Here is a 13082-nt window from a genome sequence, read left to right on the forward strand (position 1 = left end):
ATAACCATGCTGCCTCTCCTGCCTGTGACCCTGTTTACCTCAACTGTAGTTTTGCGCTGCGGTGCCGTTTCCCTGTTGCTGATCCTGCTTTGGTTAGCCATTGCGTGGGCGGTTGCGCTGCCATGATGACGTTGCAAAACGCCATTGTGGGTTATGACCATACTCCTCTGTTTCCACCGCTATGCGGTCGTTTTGCCATCGGTTCATTAACTGCGGTGATCGGTGTTAATGGTGCCGGTAAATCTACGTTGTTGAAATCGTTGGCCGGGTTGCATCCGTTGCTGGGCGGCAAGCTAAATTTTGCGGGCGGAAAGGCTCCGGCGATGGCCTATTTGCCACAACTGGCGGAGTTGGATCGTCAATTTCCTATTCTGGTCAAGGATCTGGTCGCCATGGGCCGCTGGCCGCAAAGCGGCCTGTTTGGCGGTGTAAATAAACGCTCCATGCAGCAAATTGCCGGCGCGTTAGACACCGTGGGCATGAGTTCAATGGCTTGTGAGGTGGTGGGGGAGTTATCCGGTGGGCAACTGCAACGCGTACTATTTGCCCGTTTGCTGGTCCAGCAAGCACCACTGATTTTACTGGATGAACCCTTCACCGGCATCGATGCGGCAACCACTCAGTTGTTGCTGCGGGTCATTGCGCAGTTACACCGGCAGGGAAAGACGGTGATTGCCGTATTGCACGATATGTCTACCGTGGCCAACCATTTCCCCGAAGCGCTGTTGCTCACCCCCGAGCGTTGCCATTGGGATAATGCCGAGCGAGTGTTAGCGCATTATTCGACGGCGGCTAATCAGAGGGGGGCCGCGTAATGACGCTACTCCATCTGCTGCTCGATCCTTTTGTCTCTTTCGGTTTTATGCGACGGGCATTGGTTGCCTGCCTGGCAATATCTCTGAGCGCTGCACCACTAGGGGTGTTTTTATTGCTGCGCCGGATGAGCCTGGTGGGCGATGCGCTTTCTCATGCGGTATTACCCGGTGCAGCCATCGGCTATCTGATTTCTGGCATGTCGCTGGTAGCCATGGGCGTAGGGGGATTTATTGCCGGGTTGGCCGTAGCCATGCTGTCCGGACTGGTGAGCCGCAAAACCCCGTTAAAAGAGGACGCCAGCTTTGCGGGTTTCTATTTGGGGTCGCTGGCGTTGGGCGTCACGCTGGTCTCTTTACGCGGATCGAGCGTTGACCTGCTACACGTACTGTTTGGCTCGATCCTGGCGGTGGATGCACAGGCGATTGTTATGGTCGGCATTATCGCCAGTATTTCGCTCATGATGTTGGCTGTGCTGTATCGCGCTCTGGTGATTGAATCCTTTGACTGCACTTTTTTACGCGTTAGCGCACCAGGCTGGCTGGCGTGGGTCCACGGGCTTTTTCTCGCCTTGGTGGTGATCAACCTGGTGGCCGGTTTTCAAATCCTTGGCACCTTGATGTCGGTAGGGCTGATGATGCTACCGGCGACCTGCGCTCGGTTTTGGGCACGAGATTTGCCGCAGACCTTGGCCGTGGCTATGGGGATTGGGCTACTTGCCAGCCTGATTGGTTTGGAGTGGTCCTACTACGCTTCGCTGCCCGCAGGCCCGGCGATCGTCCTTAGTGCCAGCGTGGCGTTTTTAATTTCGATTTTGTTTGGGACGCGTGGCGGGATGTTGCGCCGTGCGCGTCATTGAGAAGTGCTATCTGCAAGGAGAAAACATGAAATCTTTAACCATAACGCTGGTGGCAGCTGCTCTGCTCGCCAGCCCGTTAGCGCAGGCGAAAACCGTTGAGACCGTGGCCAGCTTTTCTATTCTTGGCGATATCGTCAAACAGGTGGGGGGCGAACATGTGAAAGTCAGTACGCTGGTTGGCCCGGATGGCGATCCGCACAGTTTTGAGCCATCGCCGCAAGACAGCAAGCAACTGGCGCAGGCCGATGTGGTGTTTGTCAGCGGATTGGGGCTTGAAGGTTGGATCGACCGGTTGGTGAAGGCTTCCGGTTATCAGGGGCCTGTGATCACCGTATCCAAAGGGATCGAGTCGCGAAGCATGGAAGAAGAGGGTAAACAGGTCACCGATCCACACGCCTGGAACAGCATGAACAATGGCGTGCAGTATGCGACCAACGTGATGAATGCGCTGATTGTTGCAGATCCTGAAGACGCCGCCTATTTCCGCCAACGTGGCGGTGAATATATTCAACAGCTTCAGCAGCTCGATAGTTGGGCCAGAGCACAGTTCGCGGCGGTGCCACAGCAAAAACGCAAGGTGCTAACCAGCCATGATGCTTTCGGCTATTTTAGCCAAGAGTACGGCGTCACCTTCCTTGCCCCGGTCGGTTTTTCTACCGAGGCTGAAGCCAGTGCCAGCGATGTCGCCGGGTTGATCAAGCAGATCAGGCAGGAAAAAGTCCATGCCTACTTTATTGAGAACCAAACGGATCCGCGCTTGGTGCAGCAAATCGCGGCGGCAACGGGAGCGAAAGCGGGGGGGGAGTTGTATCCTGAAGCACTATCCAAACCGCAAGGCCCGGCGGCCAGCTATGTACAGGCGTTCAAACACAATGTTGAGGCTATTGCTGGCAGCATGAAGTAGGTTTTATTCCCCACCGTGTGCGGTGGGTTTTTCTCTTTGCCGTGGCATTTGGCAATAAAAAAGCCCCGTTGAGCAGCAACGGGGCTTTGGCTACTAATGACACTTTGGCTTAACGCTTTTTCTTACGTCCCTGTACCGCTTTATAACGCGGGTTGGACTTACAAATCACAAAGACGCGGCCATGACGGCGCACAACTTTGCAATCCGGATGGCGACCCTTCGCCGAACGCAGTGAACTCAATACTTGCATCATCAACCCCGATTATTTTCTGCTGTTAACCAAATGGCCAAACCGCTGCTGGAAGCGCGCGGTGCTGCCTTCTTTTGAGAACTCTTTCTGCTTACCGGTGTAGTACGGATGCGAAGCGGAAGAGACATCTATGGTGACGTAGGGCCAGCTTTTACCTTCAAGCTCGATAGTGCGATCGGTTTTGATGGTCGACCCCACCTTGAAGAAGGTATCGGCGCTGAGATCGTGAAATACCACGGTACGGTAGTCTGGATGGATGCCTGTTTTCATGACGGCCTCAATTGTTATGTTATACTATAACAATAATTATGCACCTCTCTGGGATCGGGATCAACCTCAAAATTGTGTTAATCAGCGTTGGGCTTATTGGCTAAATAGCAGGCATAAAAAAGGCCGCTTGCGCGGCCTTGGTTGTCAGCAGGAAAGCATCAGTGATGCTTAACCGGATGGGCGTGTTCCAGATCTTCAGTCTTTTTGCTGAAGCGGCGGCGAACCACCACGAAGAACACCGGTACAAAGAAGATAGCCAAGACGGTAGCTGTCACCATCCCGCCCATTACGCCGGTACCTACCGCGTTTTGAGCGCCGGAGCCTGCACCGCTGCTGATAACCAGCGGCATAACCCCGAGGATAAAGGCCAGTGACGTCATCAGGATTGGACGCAGACGCATACGCACCGCTTCCAATGTTGCTTCGATCAACCCTTTACCTTCTTTATCCATCAGGTCCTTGGCGAATTCCACGATCAATATCGCGTTCTTCGCCGACAACCCAATGGTTGTCAACAGGCCTACCTGGAAGTAAACGTCATTTTCCAGCCCGCGCATGGTCGCGGCCAACAGGGCACCAATGACCCCCAGTGGCACAACCAACATAACGGAGAACGGAATCGACCAGCTCTCGTAGAGAGCAGCCAGACACAGGAACACCACGATCAGCGAGATGGCGTACAGTGACGGAGCCTGGTTACCGGACAGACGTTCCTGATAGGACATACCGGTCCAGTCATAGCCGACGCCGTTTGGCAGTTTTGCCGCCAGCTGTTCCATCATGTCCATCGCTTCACCGGTACTCTTACCCGGTGCCGCCTGGCCGAGGATTTCCATTGATGGCAGGCCGTTGTAACGTTCCAGACGTGGTGAACCAAATTCCCATTTCGCCGTGGCGAAGGAGGAGAACGGTACCATCTGCCCGGTGCGACCACGAACAAACCAGTTATTAATATCTTCCGGTAGCATACGGAACGGGGCTTCAGCCTGTACGTAAACCTTCTTCACACGACCGCGGTCGATAAAGTCGTTCACATACGAGCCGCCCAGCGCGGTGCCGATGGTGGTATTAATATCGCTCAGGGAAACGCCCAGCGTCTGTGCTTTCTCCTGATCGATGATCAGTTTGAACTGCGGTGTATCTTCCAGACCGTTCGGACGCATTCCGACCAGCAAGTCTGGATGTTCTGCCGTCATGCCCAACAGTTGGTTACGTGCTGCGGTCAGTTTCTCGTGACCCAGGTTAGCCTGATCGATCAGCTGGAAGTCGAAGCCGGTTGCCGTCCCCAGTTCCACAATCGCTGGCAGGTTAAAGGCGAATACCAGACCGTCTTTAATCTGTGAGAAAGCCCTCATAGCACGGCCTGCAATGGCCGGTACCTTGTTCTCTTCACCTTTACGTTCAGACCAGTCTTTCAGGCTGATAAACGCCAAACCGGTGTTCTGGCCCTGGCCGCTGAAGCCGAAGCCATTAACGGTAAACACCGAGTTAATGTTGTCGCCTTCTTTCTCGTGGTAGTAGCGGTTAACTTCGTCCAGGACTTTCTGGGTACGCTCCTGGGTGGCACCCGCTGGCATTTGAACCATGGTCAGCAGGATGCCCTGGTCTTCGTCCGGCAGGAACGAGGAAGGCAAGCGCATAAACAGTACCGCCATACCAACCACGATCAGCAGGTAGATCACCAGATAACGCCCAGTGCTACGCAGAATGTTCGCTACGCTATCGGTATAGTGGTGGGTGCTCTTATCAAACAGGCGGTTGAACCAGCCGAAGAAGCCGGTCTTGATGCCGTGATCGCCTTTCGGGATCGGTTTGAGCATGGTGGCACACAGCGCAGGCGTCAGGATCAACGCTACCAATACCGACAGCACCATGGCAGAAACGATGGTAATCGAGAACTGGCGATAGATTGCCCCGGTTGACCCACCGAAGAAGGCCATCGGGATAAATACCGCTGACAGCACCATGGCGATACCCACCAAGGCGCCCTGGATCTGTTCCATCGATTTCTTGGTGGCTTCTTTTGGCGGCAGGCCTTCTTCGGCCATGACACGCTCAACGTTTTCTACCACCACGATGGCGTCATCCACCAGCAGGCCTATCGCTAGCACCATGCCGAACATCGTCAGGGTGTTTATCGAGAAACCAAACGCAGCCAGGATGGCGAACGTCCCCAGCAATACTACCGGCACGGCAATCGTTGGGATCAGCGTAGCGCGGAAGTTCTGCAGGAACAGATACATCACCAGGAATACCAGGATGATCGCTTCAATCAGGGTTTTTACCACTTCGTTAATGGAAATCTTAACGAACGGCGTGGTGTCATAAGGGTAAACAACTTTCAGACTTGCAGGGAAGAACGGTTCCAGTTTGGCCAGTTCTGCCTTGACTTCTGACGCTGTGTTCAGGGCGTTGGCACCGGTTGCCAGCTTGATACCGATACCGGCAGCAGGCTTACCGTTATAACGAGCAATAACGTTGTAGCTTTCACCACCCAGTTCAACTCTGGCCACATCTCTCAGACGCACCTGCGAACCGTCCGGGTTGACTTTCAGCTGGATCTTGCTGAATTCTTCCGGCGAGGTCAGGCGGGTTTGTGCGATGATCGAGGCGTTCAGCTGTTGCCCTTTTACCGGTGGAGTACCACCGAGCTGGCCTGCAGCAACCTGGTTGTTCTGAACCTTGATCGCAGCGATAACATCGCTCGGGGTCAGTTGGTAATTGTTCAGTTTGTTGGGATCGAGCCAGATACGCATCGCGTACTGGGAACCAAACAGCTGCACATCACCCACACCAGAGGTACGGCTGATAGGATCCTTGATGTTGGAACCCACATAGTCCGCGATATCTTCCTGCGTCATGCTGCCATCTTCGGAAATAAAGCCCGCTACCATCAGGAAGCTGCTGCTTGATTTCTCAACGCTAACGCCTTGTTGCTGTACTTCTTGTGGCAGCAGCGGCATCGCCAACTGCAGCTTGTTCTGTACCTGTACCTGAGCGATATCAGGGTCAGTACCAGAGTTGAAGGTCAACGTAATCTGGACGTTACCGGACGAGTCACTGTTGGAGGACATGTACAGCAGGTTATCAATACCGTTCATATTCTGTTCGATAACCTGCGTCACGGTATCCTGCACCGTTTTAGCGTCAGCGCCCGGGTAGTTGGCGGCGATCGTGACTGCTGGTGGCGCAATGGTCGGATATTGCGCAATAGGCAGCTTCATGATCGACAAGATGCCCGCCAACATAATGATGATGGCGATTACCCATGCAAATATGGGGCGATCTATAAAGAACTTAGCCATGTATTACCGGCTCCTTTTTATGACTTCTTCTCGGGTTCAGACGCAGTCTGCGGCTTGCTATCAGCTTCTTGCGCTTTCACCTGAACGCCAGGCCTGATTTTTTGCAGGCCAGTGACAATCACGCGATCGCCCGGTTTCAAACCAGCCGTCACCAACCACTTGTTGCCAATCGCCTGCGCGGCGGTCAGCGTACGTACTTCCACTTTATCGTCTGCACCGACAACCATCGCGGTAGCTTCACCACGTGGGTTACGGGTAACGCCCTCTTGCGGAACCAGCAAGGCATCGCTACGCACGCCTTCGTCCAGACGGGCGCGCACAAACATACCTGGCAGTAAGGCATCGTTCGGGTTAGGGAAAATGGCACGAATAGTGATGGAACCGGTGGTTTCATCAACGGTTACGTCGGAGAATTCCAATGAACCTTCTTGCGCATATTCCTGGCCGTTTTCCAGCAGCAGCTTCACTTTAGCCTTGCCGTTTTCCTGCTTCAGGGTGCCGTTAGCCAATTCCTGTTTCAGGCGCAGATAGTCGTTGCTTGACTGGGTCACGTCGACATACATCGGATCCAGTTGCTGCACGGTAGCCATTGCAGTGGCCTGACCGGAAGTCACCAGCGCCCCTTCGGTTACCGATGAAAGACCAATACGACCAGAGATTGGCGAAGTGACTTTGGTGTAAGCCAGGTTGATACGTGCGGTTTCCACGGCTGCCTTGGCAGCAACCACGGCAGCGTTAGCCTGCAGCAGGGTGGAATTGGCATTATCGAAGTCTTGCTTACTGATGTAGCTGGTACCCAGTAAAGGTTTGTAACGGTTGACTGTCAGACGCGCGATTTCTGCAGCAGCTTGAGCTTTGGCCAAGTCGCCTTTGGCACTGTCATAAGCTGCTTGATAGGTCGCTGGATCGATTTGATACAGTGAAACACCCGCCTTGATATCGCTGCCTTCAGTAAAGTTGCGTTTCAGGATGATGCCACTAACCTGAGGGCGAACTTCGGCGATGCGGTATGCTGCGGTACGACCAGGAAGATCGGTAGTAATATTGAGAGGTTCAGCCTTCAACGTCACCACACCCACGGCAGGAGCCTGGTGTTGGGCCTGTTGCTGGGTTTCTTTATCATTACATCCTGTAAGCACTAAGCTGCCTGAAAGCATCAGAACTGCCGCCAGAGGCGTTAACCCTCTGTTTTTGTTCATAGAAAAACCTCAAGTGTCCGATTTCAAATTGATCAATGGATCACAAGCTTTAAAACCCATTGCTGCGTTAATTTTATCTGCGTGCTATGGTACATACATTCGCGAATGTATGTAAATCACACTCCCTGTAAAAAACAACAGCATGGCACGAAAAACCAAACAGCAGGCGCAAGAAACACGACAGCAGATCCTTGACGCTGCGGTGAGGGAATTCTCTGAACGTGGCGTATCAGCAACCTCACTGACAGATATCGCCACCGCTGCAGGGGTGACACGTGGTGCAATTTACTGGCACTTCAAGAACAAGGTAGACCTGTTTAATGAAGTTTGGGAGCTATCAGAGTCGAAAATAGGCGACCTGGAGATAGAGTATCAGTCAAAGTATCCTGATAATCCACTGCGTATTTTAAGAGAAATTCTGATTTATATTTTGACCGCTACGGTTGATGACTGTCGGCGTCGGGCGTTGATGGAGATCGTGTTCCATAAATGCGAATTTATCGGCGAAATGATGCCGTTACATGACGCTCGCAAGGTGCTTTATCTTGAAGGTTATGACCGTATCGAACGCGTTTTACGCAATAGTATGGATCAGGGACAACTCCCAGCCGATCTGCATACTCGCCGGGCTGCAATCATCTTGCGCGCTTACATCACCGGCCTGATGGAGAACTGGCTGTTTATGCCGGAAAGCTTTGATCTCAAAGCGGAGGCGAGTATTTTGGTCGACAGCTTCCTCGAAATGGCGCAGCTTAGCCCTTCTTTACGTGTGAACGTGCCAGTCCGGTAGACCTCGATAAGGAGAATCCAAATGTCATCTCTGTTACTGATTGCCAACGGTGCGGCTTATGGCCAGGAATCGTTATTCAATGCGCTACGTCTGGCGATCACCCTGAAAGAACAGCAGCCCGAGCTGCAGTTGAAACTGTTTCTGATGTCCGATGCGGTCGTGGCGGGCATTGCCGGGCAGCAGCCGCGTGAAGGCTATCATTTGCAGCAGATGCTGGAAATTCTGACGGCGCAGCAGGTGCCGGTCAAACTGTGTAAAACCTGTGCCGATGCCCGTGGCGTCAGCCAACTGAAGCTGGCCGATGGCGTAGAAATTGGCACGTTGGTGGAATTGGCCCAGTGGACGCTGGCGGCGGAGAAAGTGCTGACTTTCTGATCTCGTCTACACCACGTTACGTTTGGCAGGCCGTTGGATCGACAGCCTGTATCTGTTTTTCCTGTGGAATATCGTGTATCTGGCGGCGATCCGTGGTCTCAGCGTCGCAGCTCGTCGTCTGGCCTATCGCCGTGCTCTGGCACGCCGCCAACAATGAGAAAGAGGGAGCCGAAGGTAACGAGCCGTTGGAAGAACCGCCGCTGGCGCTGGATCAAATCAACCAGCAGTCGCTGCGTTTGACCACCATGGCGTTGTTTTTGATCTTCGCCAGTGCGTTTTATGCGATAGGGTCGGATCTGGTGACAGTGATCTCCTATCTCGACAGCGTTACCCTGTGGCATTACTCCAGCAGCGTGGCGGGCAAGGCGGTGCTGTTGCAGGCGGCGCATGAAAATCCGCGGGTGATGACGGATCCTGAGCCGATGGTATTTTTCCTCAACTTTGGCGCCAGCACGCTGGATCATGAGCTGCGGTTGTACGTGCGTGAACTGCGCGATCGCAGCTATACGGTGGATGAACTGAACCGAGCGATTGACCGCCTATGCCGTGAGAACGACATTAATATCGCCTTCAACCAACTGGAAGTGTATCTGCATAGCCAGCAGGGCAACGAAGTGCTGGAGGTCAAGCGGGCGCAGGTTCCAGGCATCGGTAATCAACCTGCGGTGTAGGAACCTGACAAATAACGCTAGCGGGCCATGATCATTGGCCCGCGGGCAAATACGGTGAGGTGATGCCCGCACGCTGCATCTTTTCCTGATAGTCTTTTCTGACGATGTCCAGCGCGGCCAGCGCCGTTGCCGGATCGATCTCGTTGCATTCCAGCAGGTAAATCAAGTCTACCGCCAGTTGTAATTCTGGGGAGGCATTCTCTAGCGACATAAGTCCAACGTTTGTGTTAGTGAAGGTATCTTCCCGTGTTTTAAACGCAGGAGAGGCGATATTGTGCTTTGGCTGAGTATAGTGAACCTGGTGCGGGGAGGGGAATAATCATTAAAATAATGTGACAAATAATCAAAAACCGTTTTCTTTTCGCTCAATGCTGCGCTCTATACGCGCCAACGCTTGCCGGCAACGCACTAATCTGCCCTCGAATGCGGCCAGTTCTTGTTGTAACTTCTTTTGTGCGGCGAAGGTGGTTTGTTGCCCCAACAGGCTTTCGCGGTCCTGGATCATGGCGATCAGACGGCGTTCATAATCCTGATGTTCGGCGAGCTTATGGTACAAATCGACCACCGCCACTTCCTTGGGCTGATTTTTACGCCGTATCGTCTGGGTCGCCATTTCGCGCTGTAACGCGGTGAGCTGTGCTACCAGCTTTTCCGCCAGAAAGGCGACGTGAGCGGTACGGTTGTCTTTGACCGCCGTTTGTAACTGGGCAAAGTTCTTTTGTATCTCGGCCAGATAATCTCGTAACCGTGTGCCGTGGTTGGAGAACAGGGCAACGTCAAACCGCGCCTGCGAGATCGGGGTATCACCTCGCGGTTGGATTTCGCTTGCTAAGGCTGCGATTTGTTGTTCAAGCGCCTGTAATAAGCGGAGCGTAGTCACGTGAGATCCTTCGAAAGGGCAGTAGGTGCCTAAGCTTGCCCGTGAAAAGGCGGTGAAACAAGCTTTGGATGGATAAAGCCGCCAACTGGCAGAATTATGACCAAGAAGGGTGGTACAGTAAACGGGCCATCATGATAGGTAAGGACAGGCATGACTCGTTGGTTTTTGATTATACTGGGGTGGCTGGCCGTGGTGCTGGCAACGTTGGGCGTGGTGCTGCCGCTGTTGCCGACGACCCCATTTCTATTGTTGGCCGCTTGGTGCTTTGCACGCTCCTCACCGCGGTTTCACTATTGGTTGCTGTATCGCTCCTGGTTCGGTTCTTATTTGCGTCATTGGCAACGGCATAAGGCGTTACCGCCCGGAGCCAAGTGGAAAGCGGTGTTGCTTATTGTGTTGACGTTTGCCGTATCCCTCTGGCTGGTGAAGCTTTGGTGGGTGCGAGGTGTACTGCTGGCGATCCTGGTTATTTTGCTGACTTTTATGCTCCGACTGCCAGTTATTGACCTGTCGCAACAAAAACAGCGCTGATCGTGCGGCGTCAGTTGCATTTATCCGCCATTTTGCATAGATTTGGGCGTTTTCGTGCGCAGGTTTCCTCCCGCCGTTTTTTTGTTCACGGCGTGGCAGTTGATGGCCTGTGTGGAAGTTACTAGGAAGTTTTATCAGGCAATAACTATGACCGCGACTGCGCAACAGCTTCAGTATATTAGAGACAGTATCAAAACCATTCCCGACTATCCGAAGCCGGGTATTCTGTTCCGTGATGTGACCAGCCTGTTGGAAAACCCGCTGGCGTATGCTTCCAGCATTGAACTGCTGGTCGAGCGTTACCGCGATACGGGCGTCACCAAGGTGGTGGGTACTGAAGCGCGTGGTTTCCTGTTCGGTGCACCAGTGGCGTTGGCGCTGGGTGTTGGCTTTGTGCCGGTTCGCAAACCGGGCAAATTGCCACGTGCTACCTTGAGCGAAAGCTATGAGTTGGAATACGGCACCGACAAGTTGGAAATTCACACCGACGCTATTGTTGCTGGCGATAAAGTTCTGGTCGTTGACGATCTGCTGGCCACCGGTGGCACTATCGAAGCCACCGCCACGCTGATCCGCCGTCTGGGTGGTGAAGTGACAGATGCGGCATTTATTATCAACCTGCCAGATCTCGGGGGCGAAACGCGCCTGAATAATCTGGGTATTGATTGCTACTGCCTGCTCGACTTCGCCGGGCATTGATATCGTAGATGGCAACCCCGTGGTTCACAGCGGGGTTGACGTTTAGCAGCCACATCCCCGCATTCCCTACTGTCTTCTATCCTCATCAATTCATTGTTGAAAACGCCAAGACTCTGGCTCGCCACAACGTTTTAACCTACGGCCTCATATGATAAAGTTCATTCAGGCATGGTTGAAAAGTGAGCGATTATGAAAAAAAACAGCAAACTCAATTTACACGATGCGGTATTCAAACAGTTTCTAATGCACCCAGGGACCGCACAGGATTTCCTTGAAATCCATCTGCCGGCAGAACTACGCAAGATTTGCGACCTCAGCACTCTGAAGCTTGAATCCGGTTCTTTTGTTGAGGACTGATCTACGTCAGTATTTCAGCGATGTTCTCTACAGCCTGAAAACCACGGCGGGCGATGGGTACATTCATGTGCTTATCGAACATCAGTCAACGCCAGATCACCATATGGCCTTCAGGCTGCTGCGTTACGCCATCGCCGCCATGCAGCGTCATCTTGCGGCTGGGCACAAAAAGCTACCATTGGTTATTCCGATATTGTTCTACACCGGTAAACGTAGCCCGTACCCGTATTCAACCAACTGGCTGCAGGAGTTTGACGATCCTGAGCTGGCGAAAAAACTCTACGGTACTGATTTTCCTCTGGTGGATGTCACCGTTATTCCCGACGATGAGATCATGAATCACCGCAGCATGGCTGCACTCACACTGTTGCAGAAACATATCCACCAACGCGACATCACGGAACTGACCGACCGGTTGGCGACTATCTTGCTGGCGGGATATCTTTCTTCGCAACAGGTGATATCGTTGGTACACTATTTAGTACAGGCTGGCGAAACCGCAGACGCCGAAGCCTTTGTACGCGAGTTGGCACAACGAGTGCCCGAACACGGAGACGAACTAATGACTATTGCACAGCAACTGGAGCAGAAAGGCATTGAGAAAGGCATCGAGAAAGGCGTTCAGATTGGCGTCGCGAAAGGCCGCGAAGAAGGTGTTCTGCTGGGTAAGCTGGACGTAGCCCGTAGCCTGCTCAAAATGGGCATGGCTCGTGAGGCCGTGCTTGAGGCAACGGGATTGACCGAAGACGAACTGGCCCAGATCCGCCACTAAAGCTTTAACGGCTGGCGTTCGTTGGCCGTTCCAATATGTACTACTTCCAAGGGCAACCGGCCACTGCATGGTTAGCTAAAACTGAAAAAAACCAGTTTCAGACGGCAGGCAAAGCTTCATCGATAGCTCTTCACCGTCAAACACAGTATAAATTCTTTCAGGTGGTTAACCTTCGCCAAGGTGTTTCCCTGTCATTGGCTGGTCACCAGGCTCGTGTCTGGCTGGCATGATGCAAAGTTATAGGAATGACAGTGGGCGTACTGTTACACTAAAGTGTGAGTGGCCATCGGACGATAAAGGGTATCGGTTCAACCTCGGTACCCAGCAGGCCGCCCACATGGCAATGTCCTTGATGTTGCGATGTACTACTTGGGTTGAAATTACTCCATAAATCAGTGATGAAGTCT

The 13082-nt window shown here is 53.1% G+C and carries 13 protein-coding genes and 2 pseudogenes; 9 read left to right on the plus strand and 6 right to left on the minus strand.

The window, feature by feature from the left end; genetic code table 11:
* Positions 1-122 precede the first annotated feature (122 nt).
* The 3 genes from KAJ71_RS05180 to KAJ71_RS05190 are packed head-to-tail and all read left to right on the plus strand — an operon-like array spanning position 123 to position 2576.
* Complete coding sequence (locus KAJ71_RS05180; protein WP_248944706.1) at positions 123-815, plus strand: metal ABC transporter ATP-binding protein; 693 nt, start codon at positions 123-125, stop codon at positions 813-815.
* Entirely contained in the window at positions 815-1672 is an 858-nt protein-coding gene (locus tag KAJ71_RS05185; RefSeq protein WP_248944707.1) for a metal ABC transporter permease, read from the plus strand. Before KAJ71_RS05180 ends, KAJ71_RS05185 begins: the two co-directional genes overlap by 1 nt.
* Positions 1673-1697: 25 nt before the next feature.
* Positions 1698-2576 (plus strand): metal ABC transporter solute-binding protein, Zn/Mn family, encoded by an 879-nt coding sequence (locus tag KAJ71_RS05190; RefSeq protein WP_248944708.1) that lies wholly within the window; start codon positions 1698-1700, stop codon positions 2574-2576.
* Positions 2577-2685: 109 nt separating this feature from the next.
* Here the strand turns inward: KAJ71_RS05190 and ykgO are convergent, their stop codons facing one another.
* The 4 genes from ykgO to sdeX all read right to left on the minus strand — a co-directional run bounded on the left by ykgO (position 2686) and on the right by sdeX (position 7600).
* Positions 2686-2826, minus strand: a complete 141-nt coding sequence (gene ykgO / locus KAJ71_RS05195; protein ID WP_021805462.1) for a type B 50S ribosomal protein L36 — start codon at positions 2824-2826, stop codon at positions 2686-2688.
* A 12-nt stretch (positions 2827-2838) separates the two neighbouring features.
* Entirely contained in the window at positions 2839-3096 is a 258-nt protein-coding gene (locus tag KAJ71_RS05200) for a type B 50S ribosomal protein L31 (protein WP_065686283.1), read from the minus strand.
* A 158-nt stretch (positions 3097-3254) separates the two neighbouring features.
* Positions 3255-6401, minus strand: a complete 3147-nt coding sequence (acrB, locus tag KAJ71_RS05205; RefSeq protein WP_248944710.1) for a multidrug efflux RND transporter permease subunit AcrB — start codon at positions 6399-6401, stop codon at positions 3255-3257.
* Between the two features lie 17 nt (positions 6402-6418).
* Positions 6419-7600, minus strand: a complete 1182-nt coding sequence (gene sdeX, locus KAJ71_RS05210) for a multidrug efflux RND transporter periplasmic adaptor subunit SdeX (RefSeq protein ID WP_248944711.1) — start codon at positions 7598-7600, stop codon at positions 6419-6421.
* 142 nt (positions 7601-7742) lie between these two features.
* On the opposite strand from sdeX, the gene acrR reads away from it, so the two are divergent.
* The 3 genes and pseudogenes from acrR to KAJ71_RS05225 form a co-directional block, all read left to right on the plus strand.
* Positions 7743-8390 (plus strand): multidrug efflux transporter transcriptional repressor AcrR, encoded by a 648-nt coding sequence (gene acrR, locus KAJ71_RS05215; RefSeq protein ID WP_248944712.1) that lies wholly within the window; start codon positions 7743-7745, stop codon positions 8388-8390.
* 21 nt (positions 8391-8411) lie between these two features.
* Positions 8412-8765 carry a DsrE/DsrF/TusD sulfur relay family protein gene (locus KAJ71_RS05220; protein WP_024484402.1) on the plus strand — a complete coding sequence of 118 codons (354 nt, stop codon included), beginning with the start codon at positions 8412-8414 and terminating at the stop codon, positions 8763-8765.
* 7 nt (positions 8766-8772) lie between these two features.
* Positions 8773-9397 (plus strand): annotated as a pseudogene (locus KAJ71_RS05225) (hypothetical protein); the annotation flags it as partial.
* A 70-nt stretch (positions 9398-9467) separates the two neighbouring features.
* On the opposite strand, the gene rsmS reads toward KAJ71_RS05225, so the two are convergent.
* Positions 9468-9647, minus strand: a complete 180-nt coding sequence (gene rsmS, locus KAJ71_RS05230; protein WP_021180129.1) for a pleiotropic regulatory protein RsmS — start codon at positions 9645-9647, stop codon at positions 9468-9470.
* Positions 9648-9779: 132 nt separating this feature from the next.
* Positions 9780-10316 (minus strand): primosomal replication protein PriC, encoded by a 537-nt coding sequence (gene priC, locus KAJ71_RS05235; protein ID WP_248944713.1) that lies wholly within the window; start codon positions 10314-10316, stop codon positions 9780-9782.
* A gap of 150 nt (positions 10317-10466) precedes the next feature.
* Here priC and KAJ71_RS05240 point away from each other — a divergent pair, with 150 nt between their 5' ends.
* The 3 genes and pseudogenes from KAJ71_RS05240 to KAJ71_RS05250 all read left to right on the plus strand — a co-directional run bounded on the left by KAJ71_RS05240 (position 10467) and on the right by KAJ71_RS05250 (position 12675).
* Complete coding sequence (locus tag KAJ71_RS05240) at positions 10467-10847, plus strand: DUF454 family protein (protein WP_248944715.1); 381 nt, start codon at positions 10467-10469, stop codon at positions 10845-10847.
* Positions 10848-10994: 147 nt separating this feature from the next.
* Positions 10995-11546 (plus strand): adenine phosphoribosyltransferase, encoded by a 552-nt coding sequence (gene apt, locus KAJ71_RS05245; RefSeq protein ID WP_248944716.1) that lies wholly within the window; start codon positions 10995-10997, stop codon positions 11544-11546.
* Between the two features lie 189 nt (positions 11547-11735).
* Positions 11736-12675 (plus strand): annotated as a pseudogene (locus KAJ71_RS05250) (Rpn family recombination-promoting nuclease/putative transposase).
* Positions 12676-13082: the final 407 nt, after the last annotated feature.

The sequence above is a fragment of the Serratia silvae genome, from assembly GCF_023282985.1.
In the GTDB taxonomy this organism is placed as follows: Bacteria; Pseudomonadota; Gammaproteobacteria; order Enterobacterales; family Enterobacteriaceae; genus Chania; species Chania silvae.